This window comes from Micromonospora sp. NPDC048905, assembly GCF_040649655.1.
Taxonomy (GTDB): Bacteria; Actinomycetota; Actinomycetes; order Mycobacteriales; family Micromonosporaceae; genus Micromonospora.
In genome coordinates, this window is record NZ_JBEZFV010000012.1 from 20,198 (window position 1) to 44,032 (window position 23,835).

A 23,835-nucleotide genomic window follows, 5' to 3' on the forward strand; every position below is an offset into this window, starting at 1 on the left:
GTGGAGCCACTCTACGGACCGATTCGCGACTACGCCTGGGGTTCCCGCTCGGCCCTCGCACTCCTGCAGGGTCGGGTGGTGCCCAGCACGGGGCCGGAGGCGGAGCTGTGGCTGGGCGCCCACCCGGGCGCTCCGGCCAGAGTGGACCGCGCCGGCCTGCGGGTGAGCCTCTGCGACCTGGTGCGGGACGAGCCGGGGCAGTGGCTCGGTCAGCGGGTCTCCGAGCGATTCGGCGGCCGGCTGCCGTTCCTGCTCAAGGTGCTCGCCGCCGATGCTCCGCTGAGTCTGCAGGCCCACCCGGACGCCGAACAGGCGCGGGCGGGCTACGCGGCCGAGGCCGGGCGTCCCGAGGGACAGCGCAACTATTCCGACCCGCACCACAAGCCGGAGTTGCTCGTCGCACTCACGCCGTTCGAAGCGCTGTGCGGTTTTCGGGATCCGGTGGAGTCGGCCGAGGCGCTCGCCGCGTTCGGTGTGCCGGAGTTGGCGCCGGTGGTCGCCGCGTTGCGGGCCGGGCCGCCGGGGTTGCGCACGGCGGTGCGGACGCTGCTCGGCTGGCCGGTCGCCGAGCGTCCCGAGCTGCTGGCCTCGGTGACGGCAGCGCCGGTCGACGGCCCGGACGCGGAGTTGGCCCGCCGGCTGGCCACGGCGTACCCGGCGGATCCGGGCGTGCTGGTGGCGTTGCTGCTGCACCACCTGCGGCTGGTGCCGGGGGAGGCGATCTGGATGCCCGCCGGCAACCTGCACGCCTACCTGAGTGGCTGTGGCGTGGAGATCATGGCGGCCAGCGACAACGTGCTCCGGGGTGGGCTGACCCCGAAGCGGGTGGACGTCGACGAGTTGCTGCGGGTGCTTCGCTTCGAGGTGCTCGACGAGCCGGTGCGAGCTGCGCTGCCGGTGGGTCCGGGTGTCGAGTGTTGGCCGGTGCCGGTGGATGATTTCGCGCTGCACCGGGTGCGGGTGGGCGCGGCGGTGCCCTTGGTCACACTGCCGTTGCCCGGCCCCCGGGTGGTGCTCTGCGCCGGTGGCGCGGTCACCGTGGACGACGGCGCCGGTGCGGTGACGCTGGCGTCCGGCGAGGCGGCGATCGGCACCGCGGCCGGCGAGCCGCTGCGGATCAGCGGTGACGGCGAGGCGTACGTGGCGACCTCCGGATTGCGCTGACCCGTCCGCGCCAACGACGACACAAGTCCGACTTTTCCGGAATAGCTTGACGGCAAGTTGCCTGAGTGTGACTCTATGAGTACGCAGCGTTATCGCGACGACGGTCCGAGAACGTGCGGGGAACCAAACCGGGGGGATGCACGGGGCGGGCGGGACGTGGGCGGGAAAGTCCGCTCATCACCGACCGCCCCGTGCGCTGTCCGTGGACCGTGCCGGACAGGTGGTGACGGCGCGCGTAAGGTGAAGGGTCGGCGTAGACATCGTTCGACAGGAGCTTTCATGACCAGCACCCTCCCGGCGTCCCCCAGCGGTACGCCGTCCGAGGCCCGGCCAAGCACCCTCGCCGAAGGCGACTTCAAGGTGGCGGATCTGTCGCTCGCCGAGTTCGGGCGTAAGGAGATCCAGCTCGCCGAGCACGAGATGCCCGGCCTGATGGCGATTCGCCGTGAGTTCGCCGAGGCGCAGCCGCTCGCCGGCGCGCGGATAACCGGCTCGCTGCACATGACCATCCAGACCGCCGTCCTGATCGAGACGCTGGTCGCCCTCGGCGCGCAGGTGCGCTGGGCTTCCTGCAACATCTTCTCCACCCAGGACCACGCCGCCGCGGCGATCGTCGTCGGCCCGAACGGCACCGCCGACGCCCCCGCCGGCGTCCCGGTGTACGCGTGGAAGGGCGAGACCCTCCCGGAATACTGGTGGTGCACCGAGCAGGTGCTCGCCTGGCCGGACGGGCAGGGCCCCAACATGATCCTCGACGACGGTGGCGACGCCACCCTGCTCGTGCACAAGGGCACCGAGTTCGAGAAGGCCGGGGCGGTCCCGCCGGTCGAGTCCGCCGACTCCGAGGAGTACGCGGTCATCCTGGAGTTGCTGCACCGCTCGCTCGGTGAGGACGGCCAGCGCTGGACCCGGATCTCCGCCGGCATCAAGGGCGTGACCGAGGAGACCACCACCGGCGTGCACCGGCTCTACGAGATGCACCGTGCGGGCACCCTGCTCTTCCCGGCCATCAACGTCAACGACTCGGTGACCAAGAGCAAGTTCGACAACAAGTACGGTTGCCGGCACTCGCTGATCGACGGCATCAACCGGGCCACCGACGTGCTGATCGGCGGCAAGATGGCCGTCGTCATGGGCTACGGCGACGTGGGCAAGGGGTGCGCCGAGTCGTTGCGCGGCCAGGGCGCCCGGGTCGTGGTGACCGAGGTCGACCCGATCTGCGCGTTGCAGGCCGCGATGGACGGCTACCAGGTCGCCACCCTGGACGACGTGGTCGAGCAGGCGGACATCTTCATCACCGCCACCGGTTGCTTCGACGTCATCACCAACGAGCACATGGCCCGGATGAAGCACCAGGCCATCGTCGGCAACATCGGCCACTTCGACAACGAGATCGACATGGCCGGTCTGGCCAAGCGTTCCGACGTGGAGCGGATCAACATCAAGCCGCAGGTCGACCTGTGGCGGTTCGCCGACGGGCACGCCATCATCGTGCTCTCCGAGGGTCGCCTGCTGAACCTGGGCAACGCGACCGGGCACCCGAGCTTCGTGATGTCGAACTCGTTCGCCAACCAGACGATCGCCCAGATCGAGCTGTTCACCAAGACCGAGGAATACCCGATCGGCGTCTACGTGCTGCCCAAGCACCTGGACGAGAAGGTGGCCCGGCTGCACCTGGGCGCGCTCGGCGCCAAGCTGAGCACGCTGACCAAGGAGCAGGCCGCGTACCTGGGTGTCTCGACCGAGGGTCCGTTCAAGCCGGATCACTACCGCTACTGATCAACGCACGTCCGGACCGGGTCGGCTGTTCGCAGCCGGCCCGGTTCGTCGTCTTCCGCCCGGAGTCGGCGGGGTCAGCCCGAACGGGAGTCGCGGCGGGTGGGGCGGAACCACGTCCACACGCACCAGGCCAGCCAGGCGAGGGACACGACTGTGGCCAGCGCCCGCAGGCGCAACGCGCTGAGCAGCAGGACCACGGCCAGCACCGCCAGCCACGGCAGGAATCCCTTCACGGCGGGCATCCTGCCACAGTCGAAGGGCGGTGTCCGTCGCCGACCGGCCTGGCCTGCGGCGCAGGGGTCGAGTGAGCTTGTCGTGTACGACTTGACGAGGCTCCTGGGCAGGGAGCAAGGTATGCCTGCCCTAAGTTGGTTGAGGCGTACCTGATGAACTCGGAGCCCGGATGTTCGCCACCTACCTGATCGGCCTGCGGGAGGGTCTGGAAGCCACCCTGGTGGTCAGCATCCTGGTCGCCTTCCTGGTGAAGTCGCAGCGCCGGGACCGGCTGCCGCAGGTCTGGGCGGGCGTCGGCCTGGCCGTGGCGCTGTCGGTGCTCTTCGGCTGGCTGATCGAGTACACGTCGACCTCGCTGTTCTCGCGCTACGAGGACCGGGAGCTGTTCGAGGCGATCACCTCGGTCGCCGCCGTGGTCTTCGTCACCTGGATGATCTTCTGGATGCGCCGGGCGGCCCGGACCATCGCCGGCGAGTTGCGGGGAAAGCTGACCGAGGCGCTCGCCGTCGGCTCGTTCGCGGTCGCCGGCATGGCCTTCCTCGCGGTGATCCGGGAGGGTATGGAAACCGCGCTGATCTTCTACTCGGCCGCCCAGGGCGCGGCCGGTGACAGCGGGCCGCTGCTCGCGTTGATCGGCGGCATCGTCACCGCCGTGGTGCTCGGCGCGCTGCTCTCCGCCAGCGCCCTGCGGATCAACCTCACCAGGTTCTTCACCTGGACCGGCGCGCTGCTGATCCTGGTGGCCGCCGGCATCCTCAAGTACGGCGTCCACGACTTCCAGGAGGCTGGCGTCCTGCCCGGCCTGAACGACCTGGCCTTCGACATCACCGGGGCGCTCGACCCGACCACCTGGTACGCGGCCCTGCTCGCCGGCATGTTCAACGTGACGCCCGCGCCCACCGTGCTGGAGACGATCGCCTGGATCGGGTACGCCGTGCCGGTCCTTTTGCTCTTCCTGCGACCGGCCCGCCGCAAGCCGGCACCCGCCGCGACCACCACAGTCACCGAGCGCGGAGCCGACACCGGCACCGAGGCCGAGGCCGAGGCGGCAGCCACGCCGCAGCGTGCCTGACCCCCACGAGGAGAGACAGCTCAGATGCGTACCACCCGATTTTTCGCGCTGGCCGCCGTCGGCGCGCTGGCGACGGCCGGTCTGGCCGCCTGCTCCGACTCCGACAAGGGTGACCCGGCCGCGTCCGGCGGACCGATCGTGGTCAAGGCCAACGACACCGCCTGTGAGGTCGGCACCACCGACCTGGGCGCCGGCACCGCCACCTTCAAGATCACCAACTCCGGCGCGAAGGTGACCGAGTTCTACGTGTACGCCGACGGCGACCGCGTCATGGGCGAGGTGGAGAACATCGCCCCGGGGCTGAGCCGTGAGCTGCACGTGGAGTTGCCGGCCGGCACCTACCAGACGGCCTGCAAGCCCGGGATGAGCGGCAAGGGCATCCGGGGTGCGCTCAAGGTCAGCGGGTCGGCGCAGCCGCTCACCGCCGACGCCGCGTTGGCCGGCGCGGCCGAGAACTACCAACGCTACGTCAAGAGCCAGACCGACGCGCTGCTGGACAAGACCGAGGAGTTCGTCAGCGCGGTCAAGGCTGGCGACGTGGCGAAGTCCAAGACGCTCTACCCGGTCGCCCGCACCTACTGGGAGCGGATCGAGCCGGTGGCCGAGATCTTCGGCGACCTCGACCCCAAGATCGATGGCCGCGAGGAGGTCATCGAGGAGGGGATGGAGTTCACCGGCTTCCACCGGATCGAGAAGGACCTCTGGCAGTCGGGTGACATCAGCAAGGACGGCCCGATCGCCGACCGCCTGCTGGCGGACGTCAAGGAGATCGTGACCAAGGCCAACGCGGAGAAGCTCTCCCCGCTCCAACTCGCCAACGGTGCCAAGGAACTGCTCGACGAGGTGGCCAGCGGCAAGATCACCGGCGAGGAGGACCGCTACTCGCACACCGACCTGTGGGACTTCGCCGCCAACCTCGAAGGTTCCAAGGCCGCCGTCTCCGCCCTCCGCCCGGCCCTGCAGCAGCGCTCGCCGGAGCTGGTCACGCAGTTGGACACCGAGTTCACGAACGTCGAGGCGCTGCTCGGCAAGCACCGCGACGGCGACGGGTGGAAGCTGCACACCGCACTGAGCAAGGCCGAGCTCAAGGATCTCTCCGACGGGATCAACGCGCTCGCCGAGCCGATCAGCAAGGTCGCCGCAGCCGTCGCGAAGTGACCTTTCGGCAGAAGGAGTCGAGTCGATGAGTGGGAGCAGATTGACCCGGCGCCGGGCGATCACCCTGGCCGGCGCCGGGGTGGCCGGGGTCGCCGGAGTGGCGGCCGGCGCGGGGGCGCTGCTGAACGGCGCCCACGGTCCGGCCGCGGCGAGCGACCACCCGGCCGGGGCGGTGCCGTTCCACGGTGAGCACCAGGCCGGCATCGTCACCCCGGCCCAGGACCGGCTGCACTTCGTCGCCTTCGACGTGATCACGAAGGATCGCGCCCGGCTGGTCGAGCTGCTCGAGGAGTGGACGGCCGCCGCCGCCCGGATGACCGCGGGACGGGACGCCGGCATCCTCGGCGCGGTCGGCGGGATGCCGGAGGCCCCACCGGACGACACCGGCGAGGCGCTCGGTCTGCCCCCGTCGCAGCTCACCCTCACGATCGGCTTCGGACCGACGTTGTTCCGCGACGCCGACGGGCGGGACCGCTTCGGCATCGCCGACCGGCGGCCCGCCGCCCTGGCCGAGCTGCCGAAGTTCCCCGGCGACGCCCTACAAGCGCAGCTCTCTGGCGGTGACCTCTGCGTGCAGGCGTGCGCCAACGATCCGCAGGTCGCCGTACACGCGATCCGCAACCTGGCCCGGCTCGGCATGGGTGTGGTGAGCGTCCGCTGGTCGCAGCTCGGCTTCGGGCGTACCTCCTCGACCTCCCGTGACCAGGCCACCGCGCGCAACCTGTTCGGGTTCAAGGACGGTACGGCCAACCTCAAGGCCGAGGACACCGAGCTGCTGCGCGACCAGTTGTGGGTGCAGCCGGGTGACGGGCCGGACTGGATGACGGGCGGCTCGTACCTGGTGACCCGCAAGATCCGGATGCTGGTGGAGACCTGGGACCGGACCTCCCTGGCCGAGCAGGAGGAGATCGTCGGCCGGACCAAGGGCAGTGGCGCCCCCCTCGGCCGGACCGACGAGTTCGACGAGCCGGACTTCACCGCGCGCGGCGCGGACGGCAAGCCGGTGATCGCCGAGCACGCGCACGTGACGCTGGCCCACCCGAGCCGCAACAACGGCGCCCAACTGCTGCGCCGGGGCTACAACTTCGTCGACGGCTCGGACGGCCTCGGCCGGCTCGACGCGGGCCTCTTCTTCATCGCCTACCAGCGCGACCCGCGCCGCCAGTTCGTGCCGATCCAGACCCAGTTGGCGCGGCACGACGTGCTGAACGAGTACCTGCGGCACGTCTCCAGCGGCGTGTTCGCCTGCCCGCCCGGGGTACGCGACGGCGGCGACCACTGGGGGCGCGCGCTCTTCGGCTGACCCGGGGTCAGGTTGGCGACAGCCGGCCCCGGCCGCGGCTGCGGTGGCGCCGGGTGCCGTCGAAGGGGGATCATGGTGGCAGCCTGGGCCGGAGTCCTCATCCTGTGCCGGGCACCGCAGCCCGTGGCGCCGCCGCCGGGGGTCGCGACGAGCGCTTCTGTGGCGGCACCCTGCGTTACCGGCGGACGCCGGTCCCACCGAACCGAACGAGGATGCAATATTAATCCCATGAGAGCCCGCGTACTGGTGGTCGACGACGACCCCGCGCTCGCCGAGATGCTCGGCATCGTGTTGCGCAGCGAAGGCTTCCAGCCCTCGTTCGTGGCGGACGGCGAGCGGGCGTTGGCCGCCTTTCGTGACAGCCGTCCCGATATCGTGCTGCTCGACCTGATGCTGCCTGGTATGAGCGGTATCGACGTCGCCCGGTCGATTCGGGCGGAGTCCGGCGTGCCCATCGTCATGCTGACCGCCAAGAGCGACACCGTGGACGTCGTGCTCGGCCTGGAGTCCGGTGCCGACGACTACGTGGTCAAGCCGTTCAAGCCCAAGGAGCTGGTCGCCCGGATGCGGGCCCGCCTGCGCCGAGGCGAGGACGTGGCCCCCGAGATGCTGACCATCGGGCCACCCGACAACCAGATCACCATCGACGTGCCCGCGCACACCGTCAGCCGCAACGACGAGGAGGTGAAGCTGACTCCGCTGGAGTTCGACCTGCTGGTCGCGCTCGCCCGCAAGCCGCGTCAGGTCTTCACCCGCGAGGTGCTGCTGGAGCAGGTCTGGGGCTACCGGCACGCGGCCGACACCCGCCTGGTCAACGTGCATGTCCAGCGACTGCGCGCCAAGATCGAGCCGGACCCGGAGCGACCGGAAATCATCCTCACCGTGCGGGGCGTGGGATACAAGGCGGGGACCGGATAGCCTGGTCGCACTGTGTCGACCTCGCCGCCCCCACACTCCCCGAGCACGGCTGCCCGCCGGCCCAGCGCCGGTGGGGAGATCTGGCGCGCGGTGAGCGGCCGGGTCGCCCGGGTGGTGGGCCGCGTGCACCAGACCTGGCGGCGCTCCCTGCAGGTCCGGGTCGTGACCATCACGCTTGTCGCGTCCAGCCTGCTGGTCGGCGGTTTCGCGTTCGTGATCGCTGACAAGATCACCACGATCCTCCTCGACAACGCCCGCAGCGACGTCCGACAGCGGGTGATCAGCGGTGCCAGCTACGCGGCCAAGCAGGTCTCCCTCTACGGCCAGTCGCAGGAGGCGCAGCTCCAGGAGACCATCGACGGGACGGTCAACTACCTGGCCGGCGGCGACCCCCAGCAGACGAGCGGGGTGGTGGTGGCGATCACGGCCGACGGCTACCAGAACGACATCCAGACCCGCACCTCGCCATCGGTGAACGTCCAGTCGCTGATCAGCCCGGAGCTGCGGGCCACGATCGCGGACGGCAAGGTGGCCAGCCAGATCCGCACCGGGCGGCTCACCGGCGAGTCCACCAAATACCTGGTCTACGGCTCGCCGGTGCCCACCCGCTTCGGCCAGATCGAGCTCTACTACCTGGTGCCGTTGACCCGGCAGGACGTCACCGCCGCCGACGCCCGAGCCACCGTCGTCGCCACCGGGGTCGCCCTGGTGATCCTGCTCGGGCTGCTCGCGGCGCTCGTCACCCGGTTGGTCGTCAACCCGGTCCGGGTCGCCGCACGGACCGCCCAGCGACTCTCCGCCGGCCTGCTCGACCAACGCATGGTGGTCAACGGGGAGGACGACCTGGCCCTGCTCGCCGCCTCCTTCAACCAGATGGCCACCAACCTGCAACGGCAGATCCTGCGCCTGGAGGAGATGTCCCGACTACAGCGTCGGTTCACCTCCGACGTCTCACACGAGCTGCGTACCCCGCTGACCACCGTACGGATGGCCGCTGACCTGATCTTCGCCGAGCGCGACGAGTTCGACCCGGCGGTGGCGCGCAGCGCCGAACTGCTCCAGGCCGAGTTGGACCGCTTCGAGGAACTGCTCACCGATCTGCTGGAGATCAGCCGCTTCGACGCGGGTTTCGCCATGCTGGACTCCGAGCCGACCGATCTGGTGCCGGTGGTGCACCGGGTGGTCGACCGGCTGGGCGGCCTGGCCGAGCGGGTGGGCGTACCCATCGAACTCGACCTGCCGGGCACTCCGGTGATCGCCGAGGTCGACCCGCGCCGGGTCGAGCGGGTGCTGCGCAACCTGGTCGGCAACGCCGTCGAGCACGGCGAGGCCCGACCGGTGCTGATTACCCTCGGCGCGGACGAGACCGCCGTGGCGATCACCGTCCGCGACCGTGGCGTGGGGCTCAAGGCGGGCGAGGAGAAGTTGGTGTTCAACCGGTTCTGGCGAGCCGACCCGTCCCGGGCACGGCAGACCGGAGGCACCGGGCTGGGCCTGTCGATCAGCCTGGAGGACGCCCGGCTGCACGGCGGCTGGCTGGAGGCCTGGGGTGCACCCGGGCAGGGCGCGCAGTTCCGGCTCACGCTGCCGGCCCGCGCGGGAGACCGGCTGACCACCTCGCCGCTGCGCCTGGTGCCGGCGGACGCCGCGCTGCCGTTCGGCGGTCCCCGCGACGGTGGCCCGCTGGCCATCGGGCCCGGCACCGGCGGGGCACTGGCGATCGACCCGGCGCCGACCGGGGACGGACAGCGGGCGGAGGTGCGCTCATGAGACGGCCGACCCTGGTCGCGGCGCTCGGCGTGGTGGTACTGCTGGGCGGTGGCTGCGGCATCCCGGCGGCGTCCGACGTGCGGGTGGACGGCAAGGGCGGGACCGCGACGGAGGCCGGCGCGGTCAACGGTCCCGGCAACGAGCCGCCGACGCGAACGGCCAGCGGCAGCGTCAACGAGGCGTTCGTCCGCAACTTCCTGTCCGCCGCCGCCGGAGAGCCGGATCGGGCGTACGAGCGGGTCAAGGCGTTCATCGCCCCGGAGCACAAGTCCCGCCTGCAGGAGAAGAAGGGCAGCGAGGTCGCGCTGAACGTGGTGCGGCTGCGTGAGGCGGTCTACACCCTCAACAGCGACTCGACCACCACGGTGAAGATCACCGTGCAGCAGATCGGCGTCCTGCGGGCCAACGGCATCCTGGCGCCGCCGGTGGCGACCGAGACGGAGTACGAGTTCGGGATCCGCAGCGCGGCGTTGAACGGCGCCGTGAACGACGAGCGGGCCGGGTTGTACATTTTCGACCCGCCGAACGTGCTGCTGCTCAGCGACGCCGCCCTCCGTCGCTACTACCAGGACGAGTCGATCTACTTCTGGAGTTCGGACCGCACGCGCCTCGTGCCCGACCAGCGCTACCGGCCGCTCGCGGTGCCGGATGGGCGCCGGGTCAACGAGGTGGTGAAGTGGCTGGTCGGTGGTCCCTCCGACTGGTTGCGCCCGGGTGTCGTCGGGCTGCCCGATCGCACCGAGCTGATCAACAACGCCACCGGCGGCAACGGTCGCTGGGAGATCAACCTGGACATGTCCGGCGACGACCAGAATGGGATCGACCAGTTGATCACGCAGATCGCCTGGTCGTTGGGGGACCTGCCGGGTGAGCTGGAGCTGAAGATCCGCAACAACTCGCTGCCCGTACAGGACCTGAGCGAGCGACGGAACTCCGATCAGCTCTACCCGATCGCCGAGAGCCCGCAGCGGTTCGGCCTGTACGAGGGCGCCATCCACCCGCTCGACTTCGGCAGCGAACTCAGCGGAACCGTGCCGCTGGCGCCCGAGGCCAACCGCAACATCGTCTCCGCCGACCTGGCCATGGCCAAGGACCAGCGGATCCTCGCCGCGTTGGTGGTCACCGGCAGCAGCGACGGCCGACGCCGCCTCGCGGTGGGTGCGGGTGCCGCGCCGGTCTCCGTCCCCTTCCGCAGCACGTCCGAATACTCCTCGATGAGCCGTCCGGTCTGGTTGCGGTCCGTCGACGCACGCCCCGGCCGCGGCCTGGTCGTCGCCGACGGGCAGCTCTACCGGTTCGACGAGTCGGCGCGGATGTACCAGGTGCCCCTCAACCTGCCCGCCGACGTCAGCGCGGTGGCTGCCGCGCTGGACGGCCAGCGGGTCGCGCTGATCGCCGGTGGCCGGCTCTACGTCGCCGCGGTGAACCTGGACGGCGGGGGCGTCTCCATCGGCCCACCCCGGCAGCTGGCCACCTCGCTGACCGCCCTCACCGCTGTCGACTGGGGCAGCGAGGACCAACTGGTGGTGGCGGGGTCCGTCGGTCAGCCGGCGATCTACGAGATCAGCGTCGACGGCGCGCTGGAGACGCCGCTGCGGACCGACCTCGGTGCCAAGGTCAACCACCTGACGGCGTACCCGACCAACCGCATCGTCCGGGTGCCCAGCGGGGCCTACATGTACGAGGCGAACGGGGTGGCCTACCGCAGCAGCCCCTTCGAACGGATCGAGCCCGGCCGCGTACGCGACATCGCCCCGGTCCCGGCAGGTGTCCGCCCGAGCAACCCGTCGGCACCGTTCTTCCTCTACTGACCGGGTGACGTGGTGACCGGGCTCTGGGCGGACCTCGCCGACCTGGTGTTGCCCACCACCTGCGCGGGTTGTCGGGAGCGCCGGCCCGGCCTGCGGCACGGGGTCTGTCCGGACTGCGTGGCAGCCCTGGGCGCGCTGCGCCCACGGTCGGTCCGTCCGAGGCCCGCGCCGCCGGGCCTGCCGTCCTGCGTCGCCCTCGGCCCCTACGCCGGTCCGCTGCGCGAGGCTCTGCTGGCGTACAAGGACCACGGCCGGCACGGTCTGGCCCGGCCGCTCGGCGCACTGCTCGCCGAGGTTGTCGCGGCGGCGGTCGGCGTGGCTCGTCCCGTGGCGCTGGTCCCGGTCCCGGACACGGCGGTGGCAGCCCGGTCCCGGTACGGGGACCACCTGGACCGGTTGGCCCGGCACTGCGCGGCCCGGCTCAACCAGGGCGGTTGGACGGCGCGGGTGCACCGTCCGCTGCGGGCGCTGCCCCGGCCCGACTCGGTGGGCCTGGACAGCGCCGGGCGCGCGGCGGCGGCCGAGGCCGCGTTCCGGCCGCGCGCCACCGCGAGTGGGGCGCGTGCCGCGGGCGCGCCGGTCGTGGTGCTGCTGGACGACATCGTCACCACAGGCGTGACCCTGGCCGCTGCGGCCCGGGTGCTGAGCGCGACCGGATGGGTGCCGAGTGTCGCCGCGGTGCTCGCCGCGACCCAGAAAAGACACTTCTCGTAACCGACTGTGTTTCCGTTTCACTCGTTGGTGTATCAGCTGCGAAAATCCTGGGAGTCTCGGCAACTTGGGGTGACTGCCGGGCCAACAGGAGTTAGCGTTTCGCTGTCGGGGGTAGGAGGTCGTTCCACCACCCTCGGCGGTGAGAGGAGGCGTAGCCGTACCAGCCGGTCGACGCCAGCGGGTCCCCCCACGGCGCGCGACCGGGTTGCCGGATCGAAGACCGTCCGAACAAGGGAGGTCACGTGGACATCGTGGTCAAGGGCCGAAACGTCGAAGTGCCGGACCATTACCGGGTACACGTAGCCGAGAAACTCGCAAAGATCGAACGCTACGACCACAAACTGATTCGCGTCGATGTCGAGTTGTTTCACGAGCGCAATCCGCGCCAGGCCGAACACTGCCAGCGGGTGGAGATCACCTGCGTTTCCAAGGGTCCGGTGATGCGGGCCGAGGCCTGCACGAACGACTTCTACAGCGCACTCGACGCGGCCATCGCGAAGCTCGACACCCGACTGCGTCGTGCGGCCGACCGCCGTCGCGTACACCGGGGGCGGCACGCACCGATCTCCGTCGCCGAGGCCACCGCGGGCCTGCCGGTCGCCGACCTGGGGACCAGCACGCTGAGCGCGTCGCTCGACGGTGCCCGCGCCGGCACCGCCGTCGCGGAGCGGGTCGAGGAGGAGCACGACGACCAGCCGTGGCACATCGCCCGGGAGAAGGTGCACCCGGCGGAGCCGATGACGATCGACGACGCGCTGTTCGAGATGGAACTTGTCGGCCACGACTTCTACCTGTTCCAGGACAAGGAGTCCGGCCGCCCGAGCGTCGTCTACCGCCGCCACGCCTACGACTACGGCATCATCTCCCTCGCCACCTGACCACCAGCCGATCCGCGGTCACGGGGTTGTGCTGGGGGAGCCCAGCGCAACCCCGTGACCCCCGGCGACGTCAGCGCCGCTCCGCCGGCAGCAGCGCGAAGGTCAAATCGTCCAGGCGGGTGCCCGCCAACCCGGGCAGCCGGCCACGCTGCAGTGCCTCGCGCCGGAACCCGACCCGCTCCAACACGCGGTGCGACGCGGTGTTGTCCGGCACCGTGCCAGCGGTCAGCCGCGCGATACCAGCCGGCCCGAACGCCCAGTCCGCCAGCAGCCGGACCGTCCGGGTCGCGTACCCCCGGCCGCGCCAGCCGGGCAGCAACGCGTAGCCGACCGACGCCTCGCCGGCCGCCACGTCGGTGTACGACAGCCCGCAACTGCCCACCGGCTCCCCGCCGGCCACGTCCGTGATCAACAGTCGGGCGATGTCCCCGGTCAGCCACCCGCTCTCCGCGAGACGACACCGTCGCTCGATCGCCTCCCGCGTCGGCGGCACGGGCGGCGCCTGGTTCGCCACCACCTCGGGTCGACTGTGCAGTCGGTACATCAGCTCGGCGTCGTCCGGCGCGAGCCGGCGCAGGCTCACCACCTGGTCGGTGAGCACCCCGCCGGGCAGGTCGGGCAGCAGCCGGGCGACGGGTCCGGGCGGGTCGTCGGCGAGGCGTACCCAGGCCAGCAGGTCGTGTCGACCCCCCTCGCGGCCCGAACCGGCCGACCGGCGCGAACCCTCGTAGCGGAAACCGGCGGCCAGCGCGGCCCGCTGGCTCGGGCCGTTCTCCGGGTCGGTGAGCAACTCCAGTCGAACCGTTCCGGTGGCGAACGCGTGCTCGCTGAGCGCGCGACTGGCCGCGACGGCCAGCCCGCGTCCACGCGCCGCCGGCCGCAGCCAGTAGCCGATCTCGGCCTGGCCCCGCGCGGGCACCGGGTTGCTCAGCCCCACCGCGCCGAGCAGCCGGTCGGTGGCCGGGTCCGCGACGGCGTACGCCGCGCCGCCGCCGGTCCAGACCGCCGGGGCGCCGACGTCGATCCACCACCGGGCATCGGTCCGGCTGTACGGCGTGGGCAGGTTCGAGACGAAACGTTGGGTCAGCGGGTCCGCGCAGCCGTCGACCACGTCGGCGGCGTCCTCGGCCCGAAGGGGGCGCAGCCGCACGCCGTGCGCCTCGACGACCTGCCGCAGGGCCATCAGACCAGGTCCCTGGCGAGCAGCGCGCCCACCCACGCGTCGACCCGTTCGCCCCGGTGCTGCACCCCGCCCCGGGCGGTCCCCTCGAAGGTGAAGCCCGCCTTCTCCGCCACCCGCCGGGAGGCGGTGTTGCCCACGTTCGCCTTCCACTCGATGCGGGCCAGGCCCAGCGTGGCGCAGCCCCAGGCGCTGAGCGCGACGAGCGCGGCCGGCATGTACCCCCGGCCACGCGCCGCCGGCGCGGTCATGAAGCCGACGTCGGCCAGCAGGGCGTCGGTGGGGGAGAGCCGTAGGGCGATCGTGCCGGCGTACGTGTCGTCCGGGTCGGCGACCACGAAGCAGGCGGCCTGGCCCCGAGCCCAGGTGTCCTGGCCGTAGGCCTGGAACCCCTGCGCGTCGGCCCGCTCGTACGGGTCCGGCACGGTCGTCCAGCGGATGGACTCCGGGTCCCGGCAGGTCTCCACCACGGCATCCAGGTCCTGCTCCTCCATCGGCCGCAGACGCAGCTCACCGGCCCCGACGGTGGCGAACAGGGTGGGCTGCGGGCGGCCGAAGACCGCGGCGCGCCGGGCGGCGAGGGTGCCGGGACCGGCCGGCCCGGTCGCCCCGGGCTCGGGGACCTCGCCGGGCAGCAGCGAGCCGATCCAGCCGTCCGCGTCGGACCGCGTCGGCGGGTTGGCCAGCCGCAGCCGGCCGTCGATCCGGAAACCGGCCCGGAGGGCCACCAGCCGGGAGGCGTGGTTGCCCACCTCGGCGTGCCAGATCAGCCGGCGCAGCCCGAGGGTGTCGAAGGACCAGCGGGCCACGGCCCGGGTGGCCCGGACCATCACGCCCCGGCCGCGTGCCCAGGGGGCGGTCCAGAAACCCACCTCGCCGGTGCCGTCCCGCTCGATGGAGACCAACCCGCACGAGCCGAGAAGTTCACCTGTCGCCGGGTCGCAGACCGCGAACGGCGCCTTGGTCCCCCCCGCCCAGGCCGTCTCGCTCATCTCGGTGACGAAGCTGAGGGCGTGTTCGGGCCGATATGGGCGTGGCACAGTGGTCCAGTACTGAATGTCCGGATCCTGGCACGCCCGGTATACCGCGTCGGCGTCGGTGCCACGCCAGGGCCGCAGCAGCACGCCGTCCTCGATGATCTCCACGGGCTCCACCCGTGCATCGTGCCGCACCGTTCGCCGACGGCGTAACCGGATAACGTTCGAGGGGTGCGCAGGACGCGAATTATGTCGGGTTCGGCGGAGTCGACCACCGCCACCAGTGACCATCGCGCCGATGGAGCGCCTACGATGGTTCGAGACTGTCTAGGGGAGCGTTGATCCGTGTCGATTCTGGAAAAGGTCCTTAACGCGGGCGAGGGCCGCATGGTGCGCCGGCTCAAGGCCATCGCCGCCGCCGTCACCTCGATCGAGGACGACTACGTCAACCTCACCGACGAGGAGCTGGCCGGCATGACCGACCAGTTCCGGGAGCGGCTGGCCGACGGGGAGACCCTCGACGACCTGCTGCCGGAGGCGTTCGCGGTGGCCCGCGAGGCGGCCGCCCGGGTGCTCGGCCAGCGTCCGTACGACGTCCAGGTGATGGGCGGCGCGGCGCTGCACTTCGGCAACATCGCCGAGATGAAGACCGGTGAGGGCAAGACGCTGACCTCGGTCATGGCCGTCTACCTCAACGCGCTGTCCGGCAAGGGCGTGCACGTGATCACGGTCAACGACTACCTCGCCCAGCGTGACGCGGCGTGGATGGGTCGGGTGCACGAGTTCCTCGGGCTGACCGTCGGCGTGGTGCTGCCCAACCGGCCGGCCACCGAGCACAAGGCCGCCTACGAGTGCGACATCACCTATGGCACCAACAACGAGTTCGGCTTCGACTACCTGCGCGACAACATGGCCTGGTCGAAGGACGAGCTGGTGCAGCGCGGCCACAACTTCGCCGTGGTCGACGAGGTCGACTCCATCCTGATCGACGAGGCCCGCACCCCGCTGATCATCTCCGGCCCGGCCGAGCACTCGGCCCGCTGGTACGGCGAGTTCGCCGGGGTCGTGGCCCGGCTCCAGCCCGGCACCGACGGCGAGGGCGACTACGAGGTCGACCACTCCAAGCGCACCATCGCGGTGACCGAGCGGGGTGTCGCCAAGGTCGAGGACCGGCTCGGCATCGACAACCTCTACGAGTCGGTGAACACGCCGCTGGTCGGCTACCTCAACAACGCCATCAAGGCCAAGGAGCTCTACAAGCGCGACAAGGACTACATCGTCAGCGACGGTGAGGTCCTGATCGTCGACGAGTTCACCGGTCGCATCCTGCACGGCCGCCGCTACAACGAGGGCATGCACCAGGCGATCGAGGCCAAGGAGGGGGTGGAGATCAAGCAGGAGAACCAGACTCTTGCCACCATCACCCTGCAGAACTACTTCCGCCTCTACGAGAAGCTGTCCGGGATGACCGGTACGGCGCAGACCGAGGCGAGCGAGTTCAACAAGGTCTACAAGGTCGGCGTCGTGACGATCCCGACCCACCGCCCGATGGTTCGCGAGGACCGGCCGGACGTCATCTACAAGACGGAGAAGGCCAAGTTCAACGCGGTCATCGAGGACATCGCCGAGCGGCACCAACTCGGCCAGCCGGTGCTTGTCGGCACCGTCTCGGTGGAAAACTCCGAGATCCTCTCCCAGTTGCTGCGCCGACGGGGCATCCCGCACAACGTGCTGAACGCCAAGTTCCACGCCCGGGAGGCCGAGATCGTCGCCCAGGCCGGGCGTAAGGGCGCGGTCACCGTGGCCACCAACATGGCCGGCCGCGGCACCGACATCCTGCTCGGCGGCAACCCCGAGTTCCTCGCCGCGAACGAGCTGCGCCAGCGCGGCCTCGACCCGCTGGAAAACGAGGAAGAGTACGCCAAGGCGATGGAGGAGGTCCTTCCCACGTGGAAGCAGGCCTGCGACGTCGAGGCGGAGGAGGTCTCCGCCGCCGGTGGCCTCTACGTGCTGGGCACCGAGCGGCACGAGTCCCGGCGGATCGACAACCAGCTGCGCGGTCGCGCCGGCCGGCAGGGTGACCCGGGCGAGTCCCGTTTCTACCTGTCCCTGCAGGACGAGCTGATGCGGCGGTTCCGGGCCGGGGCGGTCGAGGCGGTGATGGAGCGCTTCAACATCCCGGAGGACGTGCCCATCGAGTCGAAGATGGTCACCCGGCAGATCAAGAGCGCCCAGGCTCAGATCGAGGGCCAGAACGCCGAGATCCGCAAGAACGTGCTGAAGTACGACGAGGTGCTCAACAAGCAGCGCCAGGTCGTCTACGCCGAGCGTCTTCGGGTGCTCAACGGTGAGGACCTCTCCGACCAGGTCCGCAACATGATCGACGACACCGTCGAGGCGTACGTGCGGGGGGCCACCTCCGATGGCTACGGCGAGGACTGGGACCTCGAACAGCTCTGGTCCAGCCTGAAGCAGCTCTACCCGGTCGGCGTGACGATCGAGGAGTTGGAGGAGGACGCCGGCGGCTCGCGGGCCGGTATGGACGCCGACTTCCTGGTCGCCCGCCTCAAGGAGGACGCCAACGCCGCGTACGACAGGCGCGAGGAGGAGGTCGGCACCGAGGGTGTGCGTCAGCTCGAGCGGATGGTGCTGCTCCAGGTCATCGACCGGAAGTGGCGCGAGCACCTCTACGAGATGGACTACCTCCAGGAGGGCATCAACCTCCGGGCGTACGCCCAGCGCGACCCGGTGGTGGAATACCAGCGCGAGGGCTTCGACATGTTCGCCACGATGATGGACGGCATCAAGGAAGAGACGGTCGGCTTCCTCTACAACATCGACGTCCAGGTGACCGAACCGGAGCCGGACGCGGGCTCGGAAGAGGTCGCGCTGCTGGACAAGCCGGTGGAGATCCGAGCCAAGGGCCTCAACCAGGCACCGCGGCGGCAGGGCCTGCAATACTCGGCTCCCACCATCGACGGTGAGGCCAGCCCTGGCGCTCCCGTCATCGAGCAGGCCGAGCAGCAGGCTCCGGCGCTCGGTGTGGGCCGCCCCGCCCCGGGCGCTCCGGCGGCACCGGGCCGGACCGCTCCGTCCGCCCCGCAACGTCCGGCGGCCGGTCTGCGCGGCCCGGCGGTTCCGTCGGCCGCCTCCCGCCGGCCGTCAGCCAACCAGGCGGAGGCGAGCAACGGCCCGTCCCGCAACGCGCCGTGCCCGTGTGGCTCGGGCCGCAAGTACAAGCGCTGCCACGGCGCCCCCAACGGCGGCAACTGACCAACAGCACCTGACGAACGGGTCCCGGCCAGACAGGCCGGGACCCGTTCGTCGTCTCCCGCGTGACATGCCGCCCAGCGCCGTCACCCGATGATCATCTCGACCTCATGGAAACCGGGGCATCAGCGGCCATCTGATGCCCCGACTTCCCAAAACCCGAGTCGATCAGCCAGGGCAGGCCATCTGGGTCCGCACTTGAAGTCGCGCAGAGCCTGGGGTCGCGCTTGGCTGAGGTCGCGCGGGGTAGGTCGCGTTCGGCTGAGGTCGCGCGGCGTGGATCGCCTTGGAGGCCGCGCTCGGCTGGGGCGCCGCAGGGTCGACGAGGCCACCTCGTTCGAAGGCACGGGTGCGGTGCCCTTGGGCGCGTCGCTTGCGGTCAGAGGACGTGCAGGGCGGTGCAGAGCCAGCGGCCCCGACGGTGCTCCAGGCGGAGTGCCATGGCCCAGCTCCGACCGCCCGCGCCGGTGAGGACGGCCGCCGCCTCGACCGCGGCGTCCCGTGGCTCGCAGACCCGCATGCGCAGCAACCGGACCAGGGGTCGACCGGCCCGACGGCGAGGTGCCTCGGCCCGCCCGGACGCGCAGGTCGACCCGGTCAGTAGCTGACCTGCTCGGGCCAGCTCGGTCAGCAGGTCGGTCGCTTGGGCCGGGTCGAGCAGTGCCCGCACCTGGGCCGGGGACCGGTAGCCGTTGATCACCTCCAGGCAGGTGCCGACGAAGCGATGCGCGGCTCGGGTGGCTTCCGGGGCGGTCGCCGGTGGTAGCGGCGTCACCGGGTGGGTGGTGGACCGGCTCGGCACCGGGCGGAGGGCACTCCGGCGCTCCGGTGGTCGGACCGGGTCTGGCCGGGTCGAGGCGAACAGGTCCAGGGCGAGCTGGCCGTGGACGGGTGCCGGCCAGTACGACCCGTCGGCCTCGTCGGCGTACGGCGGGTCGATGGGCGGGACGGGGCGCAGCCGCACGGGCGGTCGGGAAGGGCCGGGTCGCGTCTCGCTCATCATGGACCCCTTCGATCTTGCGTTTGCCTTCGTTTGCCTCCGACAGCCCCAATTCTCGGCGACAAAGTGGTCTCCGTCAATGGTCCGGCGACCATCCCGTCCCTCGTCGGCATGATCCACTCGGTGGTGCCGAAGGCGCGGTATCCGCGCGGACTGGACACCCCACATTCCAGAAAACGGAGTGGATCAAGCGTCCTGCGGTGGGGAGAGTTGAGCACTGGGGTCGCGGGGGAGGGGATTACTCCGGATCGCGGTCAACCAGCGGGTTGCTCTGCACCCACTCGGCGGTCTCGGAATACTTGCGGGCTATGTACTCCTCCAGACGAGCGCGCTCGACGCGCCACTGGCCCCGTCCACCGATCTTGATCGCCGGCAGTTCACCGCTGCGCACCATGTGGTAGACCTGCGAGTCCGACACGTTCAGTTCGGTGGCGACGTCGGAGAGCAACAGGAACCTTGGCTCCACACGAACTCCCGGGGTTGATGTCGTTTGGTTCAGTTTGCCATCGACCGCCCAGCCCGCCCAGCACCTGACCAGCCTGCCGGAAGTCGACCGCGCGGGACACACCGCGCGGAAACTTCCGCCGGCCGGAGTCGGGGTGTATGACGGTCACGGCGTGCGGCATGATCTGCGCCCGTGCCGGTGGACGCCGGTGCAGGACGAAGCGGGGGAGACGACCGGTGACCGATGACCGAGTCCGGGTGTACGTGCCGGCGACCGTACCGATGGTGGCCCGCCTGCGCGCGGAAGGGCTGGCCGCCGACCAGGCGCATGCGGTGACCCCGGCGCTGCGCGAGTGGTACGCCGAGGGCGACGAGGAGGAGTTGGAGTACGTCGCGTTCACCCGGGCCGCCCAGGATGCGCTGCACCTGCTCCGGGCCGACCCGTCCGCTCCCCGCCGCCGCGTCGTCGTGTCGGTCGACCTGCCGGCGAGCGCGCTCGGACGGGGCGACGGTGAGTTGGGGTCCAGCACGGTGACGTTGGCCGAGGCCGTGCCGGTGGCTGCCGTCGCGGCCCTGCACGTCGACGGTACGGACGCGGTCGAGGATGTCGCCGCAGCGGCCGAGGTGGTGGCCGAGGCGGCGGCCGGCGATCCCGACGCCCAGTTCACCGTCGATGGCGCGGAGGACCACGAGCTGGAGTGGTACGACGTGACGGAGCTGGACCTGCTGCTACACGCGGCGAGCTGAGCCGGCCAACGGAAGGTCGCGCAACATCCTTGTTGTAGTGGCATCCCCCTGGACCCGACACCACTACAACAAGGATCGAGCACGATCTTGGGCGAGACCGCGAGGCGACGCCCTGCCGGGCGAGTGTCAGCGGGCCGGGTCCGCCTTGGCCGGGTCCGCCTCGAACGCCTCGGCCGGAGCGTCGAACGCCTTAGCCGGAGCGTCGAACGCCTCGGCCGGGTCCGGCTCGTCGTCCTCCGGGTCGACCTGGCTCGCGACGGCGGCCGGGCTGCCGGCCGGGTCGTCGTCGTCGTCGGTCTGGGCCGGGCCGAGCGTGCGGCCGAACGCGATAAGCGCGGTCAGCGCCCCCACGAAGAGCACCCAGATCCCGTTGTCCACCCGCGAGGTGCCCAGCGAGGTCTGCGCCACCGCGTCCGCCTCGCTGAGCGCGCTGGCCAGGTCGAGCAGCGACCGGCCACCGACCCGGATGATCACCTCGGCGAGCAGCAGGAGCAACCCCGGCCCGGCACCGGCGAGCAGGTACGCCGGCCAGCGCAGCGCCCGAGCGGCAGGGTCGCGGCGGACCGCCCGGCGTCGCGCCCAGGTCAGGTAACCGAAGGCGAGCAGACCGGCGAGCAACCCCGCGACCAGCGACTCGGTGCGGGACACCCACTTGGCCGCGTCGACCACCGACTGCTGGCTGTCGCCGGCCCCGAAGAGGTCGAACAGCGGGTCCCGGGCCTGGCTGAACGCGACCACGAAGACAAGCGTGCCCAGCGCGGCGGTCACGATCGCACCGACCGCCGGGGCGGTCCGCGCGGCGGCCACCGCGCCACCGATGATCGCCGCGGCCGCCGTGGTGCCGGCGATCACGTTCGTCGTCGAGGTGTCGAAGTAGGTGAGGTTGATGGCGACCGCGGCCGCCAGCCCGACAAGCATTCCGCCGCCGATCGCCCCGGCGAAGCGCAGGGTGGCCCAGTCGCCGTACCGGCGGGCCAGCAGGTTGCCGCCGGCCAGCGCGACGGCCGCCCCGCCGACCAGCGCGGCCGAGATCACGCCGGGTAGGGCGAACGCGGAGAGACTGATCGCGGTCACCCCGGCCGCCGCCGAGGTGATGGCCTCCCGGGTGGACCAGAGCATGGCGGCCAGCCAACCGAGCGCCAGCAGTGCGAGCACCGCCGCGCCGGGCGCGGGCAGCGGCCGGCTGCTCGGGCTTGCCGCGTCGGCCGCAGGCTCGTGCGACTCCGCGGCCGGGACGCGGCCGGGCTGCTTGGTCATCGTCTCCCCTTCGAGGCGGCAGGTCACCGACCATTCAGGGTACGCGGCTCGGCTGGGCGCTCCGCCGCCGCGGACGACCGCGACACCTGCGGCCCACCGGTCCTGCCGAGACGCAGCACCCCCAGCGCGGCCGGGCGCGGAGGGTGCGGTGGCGCACGGAACGCGGGCCGGATTGCCGGATCGAACCCGGTCGGTAAGGAGAGCAGGGGTGGGTCGGTCCTTGGTCGAGGGCGATGGCGGAGGCAGGGTGCGCAGGCCTTCGTGGGAGAATTACGGGAGGTCCCGCCGCTGCTCGGCCCTCCCTTGCGGCGACCGGTGTCCGGCCGCCCGGTCGGTGCCCGCGGGTCCGGTTTCGCCACTGCTGTCGAGATCGCCAGGAGCCTTGATGGATGCCGTGTTCTCCGTTCCCGAGCCGCGCAACGAGCCGGTTCGCAACTACGAGCCGGGCAGCCCCGACCGGGACCGGCTCCAGCGGCGGCTGACCGAGCTCGCCGCCGAGCGCATCGACCTGCCGATGACCATCGGCGGCGAGCAGCGGATGGCCGGCGGTGATTCGATCGACGTGGTGCAGCCGCACCGGCACGCGCACGTGCTGGGCGTGACCGGGCACGCCACCCACGACGACGCGCGCTCCGCGATCAAGGCGGCCAAGGATGCCGCTCCGATGTGGCGGGCGCTGCCCTTCGAGGAGCGGGCGGCGATCTTCCTGCGCGCCGCCGAGCTGCTCGCCGGCCCGTGGCGCGACACCCTCAACGCCGCCACCATGCTCGGCCAGTCGAAGACCGCGATTCAGGCGGAGATCGACTCGGCGTGCGAGTTCATCGACTTCCTCCGGTTCAACGTGCACTTCGCCCGGCGTCTGCTGGAGGAGCAGCCGGCGTCCTCCCCCGGCGTCTGGAACCGCTTCGACCACCGCCCGTTGGAGGGCTTCGTCTACGCGGTCACCCCGTTCAACTTCACCGCCATCGCCGGCAACCTGCCGTCGGCGCCGGCCTTGCTGGGCAACACGGTGATCTGGAAGCCGGGTCCGACCCAGCAGTTCGCCGCGCACTTCACCATGCGGCTGTTCGAGGCCGCCGGCCTCCCGCCCGGTGTGATCAACATGGTCACCGGCCGGGGCGAGGAGGTCTCCGACGTGGTGCTCGCCGACCCGGACCTGGCCGGCATCCACTTCACCGGCTCGACGAAGGTCTTCCAGCAGTTGTGGCGGACCGTCGGCGACAACATCGCCCGTTACCGGGGCTACCCGCGCCTCGTCGGCGAGACCGGCGGCAAGGACTTCGTGGTCGCGCACACCAGCGCCGACGTGGACGCCCTGCACACCGCGCTGATCCGCGGCGCGTACGAGTACCAGGGTCAGAAGTGCTCGGCGGCCTCGCGGGCGTACGTGCCGCGCTCGATCTGGGAGGGTGGGCTGCGGGACCGGCTGGCCGCCACCGCCGACTCGCTGACCTACGGCGACGTGGCCGACTTCGGCAACTTCGGTGGCGCGGTGATCGACGACAAGGCGTTCGCCCGGCACACCGCCGCGTTGGAGCTGATCGCCGGTGACGACTCCTGCCGCGTGCTGGCCGGTGGCACCGCCGACGACTCGGTCGGCTACTTCGTCCGGCCGACGCTCTTCGAGTGCGGCGACGCCGCCCACGAGACCTTCACCACCGAGTACTTCGGGCCGATCCTGGGCGTGCACGTGTTCGACGACGCCCGCTTCGACGACGTGGTGGCGCAGGCCGAGTCGATCGCCCCGTACGCGCTGACCGGCTCGGTGTTCGCCACCGACCGCCGGGTGGTCGACGCGGTCGCCGAGCGCATGCGGTACGCGGCCGGCAACTTCTACATCAACGACAAGCCGACCGGCGCGGTGGTCGGGCAGCAGCCCTTCGGCGGCGCGCGGGCCAGCGGCACCAACGACAAGGCGGGCTCCTGGCTCAACCTGGTCCGCTGGGTGTCGCCGCGGACGATCAAGGAGACCTTCGTGCCGCCGACCGACCACACCTACCCCCACATGGGCTGACCTGCGGCGACGACCCGCCGGGGGCACGCGGTGCCGCCGGCGGGTCGGCCGAGGGTCGTGATCCATCGACGGTCCTCAACGGACAGTCTGCCGCCGACAGTGCACTTAGGAAGTCCTGTTGGGTGGCAAACCGGCAAATCCTGGA

The 23,835-nt window shown here is 71.2% G+C and carries 19 protein-coding genes; 13 read left to right on the forward strand and 6 right to left on the reverse strand.

The genetic code is table 11. From position 1 onward, the window contains the following. Positions 1–1,164, forward strand: coding sequence for a mannose-6-phosphate isomerase, class I (gene manA / locus AB0C01_RS26430; protein ID WP_357241996.1), 1,164 nt, complete (start codon positions 1–3; stop codon positions 1,162–1,164). A 279-nt stretch (positions 1,165–1,443) separates the two neighbouring features. Beyond that, on the forward strand, positions 1,444–2,943 hold the full coding sequence (gene ahcY / locus AB0C01_RS26435) for an adenosylhomocysteinase (protein ID WP_357241999.1): 1,500 nt from the start codon (positions 1,444–1,446) through the stop codon (positions 2,941–2,943). 74 nt (positions 2,944–3,017) lie between these two features. Here ahcY and AB0C01_RS26440 read toward each other — a convergent pair whose 3' ends face one another. Further along, the gene (locus AB0C01_RS26440) at positions 3,018–3,176 is read right to left on the reverse strand and encodes a hypothetical protein (protein WP_357376384.1); all 159 of its coding nucleotides are present in this window, start codon (positions 3,174–3,176) and stop codon (positions 3,018–3,020) included. Between the two features lie 170 nt (positions 3,177–3,346). Here AB0C01_RS26440 and efeU point away from each other — a divergent pair, with 170 nt between their 5' ends. The 8 genes from efeU (at position 3,347) to raiA (ending at position 12,801) form a co-directional block, all read left to right on the forward strand. Continuing rightward, on the forward strand, positions 3,347–4,249 hold the full coding sequence (gene efeU, locus AB0C01_RS26445; protein WP_357242004.1) for an iron uptake transporter permease EfeU: 903 nt from the start codon (positions 3,347–3,349) through the stop codon (positions 4,247–4,249). A gap of 24 nt (positions 4,250–4,273) precedes the next feature. Beyond that, positions 4,274–5,407 carry an iron uptake system protein EfeO gene (gene efeO / locus AB0C01_RS26450; RefSeq protein ID WP_357572415.1) on the forward strand — a complete coding sequence of 378 codons (1,134 nt, stop codon included), beginning with the start codon at positions 4,274–4,276 and terminating at the stop codon, positions 5,405–5,407. A 25-nt stretch (positions 5,408–5,432) separates the two neighbouring features. Then, complete coding sequence (efeB, locus tag AB0C01_RS26455) at positions 5,433–6,710, forward strand: iron uptake transporter deferrochelatase/peroxidase subunit (RefSeq protein ID WP_357572416.1); 1,278 nt, start codon at positions 5,433–5,435, stop codon at positions 6,708–6,710. Positions 6,711–6,938: 228 nt separating this feature from the next. Beyond that, a complete protein-coding gene (gene mtrA, locus AB0C01_RS26460; protein WP_110564421.1) occupies positions 6,939–7,628 on the forward strand; it encodes an MtrAB system response regulator MtrA in 690 nt (229 codons plus the stop codon). Positions 7,629–7,640: 12 nt separating this feature from the next. Continuing rightward, positions 7,641–9,398: an MtrAB system histidine kinase MtrB gene (mtrB, locus tag AB0C01_RS26465; protein WP_357572417.1), complete on the forward strand. Its 1,758-nt coding sequence runs from the start codon at positions 7,641–7,643 to the stop codon at positions 9,396–9,398. After that, the gene (locus AB0C01_RS26470; protein ID WP_357242016.1) at positions 9,395–11,209 is read left to right on the forward strand and encodes an LpqB family beta-propeller domain-containing protein; all 1,815 of its coding nucleotides are present in this window, start codon (positions 9,395–9,397) and stop codon (positions 11,207–11,209) included. Before mtrB ends, AB0C01_RS26470 begins: the two co-directional genes overlap by 4 nt. Positions 11,210–11,221: 12 nt before the next feature. Next, entirely contained in the window at positions 11,222–11,923 is a 702-nt protein-coding gene (locus tag AB0C01_RS26475) for a ComF family protein (RefSeq protein ID WP_357572418.1), read from the forward strand. A gap of 242 nt (positions 11,924–12,165) precedes the next feature. Next, entirely contained in the window at positions 12,166–12,801 is a 636-nt protein-coding gene (gene raiA, locus AB0C01_RS26480) for a ribosome-associated translation inhibitor RaiA (protein ID WP_357242022.1), read from the forward strand. A gap of 70 nt (positions 12,802–12,871) precedes the next feature. Here the strand turns inward: raiA and AB0C01_RS26485 are convergent, their stop codons facing one another. Then, the gene (locus AB0C01_RS26485) at positions 12,872–13,984 is read right to left on the reverse strand and encodes a GNAT family N-acetyltransferase (RefSeq protein WP_357242025.1); all 1,113 of its coding nucleotides are present in this window, start codon (positions 13,982–13,984) and stop codon (positions 12,872–12,874) included. Continuing rightward, a complete protein-coding gene (locus AB0C01_RS26490) occupies positions 13,984–15,135 on the reverse strand; it encodes a GNAT family N-acetyltransferase (protein ID WP_357242028.1) in 1,152 nt (383 codons plus the stop codon). Before AB0C01_RS26490 ends, AB0C01_RS26485 begins: the two co-directional genes overlap by 1 nt. Before the next feature lie 168 nt (positions 15,136–15,303). Here AB0C01_RS26490 and secA point away from each other — a divergent pair, with 168 nt between their 5' ends. Further along, positions 15,304–18,231, forward strand: coding sequence for a preprotein translocase subunit SecA (secA, locus tag AB0C01_RS26495; protein WP_357242031.1), 2,928 nt, complete (start codon positions 15,304–15,306; stop codon positions 18,229–18,231). 376 nt (positions 18,232–18,607) lie between these two features. On the opposite strand, the gene AB0C01_RS26500 is transcribed toward secA, so the two are convergent. Beyond that, positions 18,608–19,231 carry an Rv3235 family protein gene (locus AB0C01_RS26500; RefSeq protein ID WP_357572419.1) on the reverse strand — a complete coding sequence of 208 codons (624 nt, stop codon included), beginning with the start codon at positions 19,229–19,231 and terminating at the stop codon, positions 18,608–18,610. Positions 19,232–19,466: 235 nt separating this feature from the next. Next, on the reverse strand, positions 19,467–19,694 hold the full coding sequence (locus AB0C01_RS26505) for a helix-turn-helix domain-containing protein (RefSeq protein WP_357071774.1): 228 nt from the start codon (positions 19,692–19,694) through the stop codon (positions 19,467–19,469). Positions 19,695–19,909: 215 nt separating this feature from the next. Between AB0C01_RS26505 and AB0C01_RS26510 the strand changes: the two genes are divergently transcribed. After that, the gene (locus tag AB0C01_RS26510) at positions 19,910–20,419 is read left to right on the forward strand and encodes a hypothetical protein (protein WP_357572420.1); all 510 of its coding nucleotides are present in this window, start codon (positions 19,910–19,912) and stop codon (positions 20,417–20,419) included. A gap of 126 nt (positions 20,420–20,545) precedes the next feature. Here AB0C01_RS26510 and AB0C01_RS26515 read toward each other — a convergent pair whose 3' ends face one another. Next, positions 20,546–21,676 (reverse strand): hypothetical protein, encoded by a 1,131-nt coding sequence (locus tag AB0C01_RS26515; RefSeq protein ID WP_357242043.1) that lies wholly within the window; start codon positions 21,674–21,676, stop codon positions 20,546–20,548. A 385-nt stretch (positions 21,677–22,061) separates the two neighbouring features. Between AB0C01_RS26515 and pruA the strand changes: the two genes are divergently transcribed. Next, positions 22,062–23,690 (forward strand): L-glutamate gamma-semialdehyde dehydrogenase, encoded by a 1,629-nt coding sequence (gene pruA, locus AB0C01_RS26520; protein WP_357242046.1) that lies wholly within the window; start codon positions 22,062–22,064, stop codon positions 23,688–23,690. Positions 23,691–23,835 lie beyond the last annotated feature (145 nt).

What these genes read in the sequence shown, in the direction of transcription:
- ahcY (WP_357241999.1), top strand. Translation starts at nt 1,444, where the DNA reads ATGACCAGCACCCTCCCGGCGTCCCCCAGCGGTACGCCGTCCGAGGCC.
- efeU (WP_357242004.1), top strand. Translation starts at nt 3,347, where the DNA reads ATGTTCGCCACCTACCTGATCGGCCTGCGGGAGGGTCTGGAAGCCACC.
- efeO (WP_357572415.1), top strand. Translation starts at nt 4,274, where the DNA reads ATGCGTACCACCCGATTTTTCGCGCTGGCCGCCGTCGGCGCGCTGGCG.
- efeB (WP_357572416.1), top strand. Translation starts at nt 5,433, where the DNA reads ATGAGTGGGAGCAGATTGACCCGGCGCCGGGCGATCACCCTGGCCGGC.
- mtrA (WP_110564421.1), top strand. Translation starts at nt 6,939, where the DNA reads ATGAGAGCCCGCGTACTGGTGGTCGACGACGACCCCGCGCTCGCCGAG.
- AB0C01_RS26470 (WP_357242016.1), top strand. Translation starts at nt 9,395, where the DNA reads ATGAGACGGCCGACCCTGGTCGCGGCGCTCGGCGTGGTGGTACTGCTG.
- AB0C01_RS26485 (WP_357242025.1), bottom strand. Translation starts at nt 13,984, where the DNA reads ATGGCCCTGCGGCAGGTCGTCGAGGCGCACGGCGTGCGGCTGCGCCCC.
- AB0C01_RS26500 (WP_357572419.1), bottom strand. Translation starts at nt 19,231, where the DNA reads ATGATGAGCGAGACGCGACCCGGCCCTTCCCGACCGCCCGTGCGGCTG.
- AB0C01_RS26515 (WP_357242043.1), bottom strand. Translation starts at nt 21,676, where the DNA reads ATGACCAAGCAGCCCGGCCGCGTCCCGGCCGCGGAGTCGCACGAGCCT.
- pruA (WP_357242046.1), top strand. Translation starts at nt 22,062, where the DNA reads ATGGATGCCGTGTTCTCCGTTCCCGAGCCGCGCAACGAGCCGGTTCGC.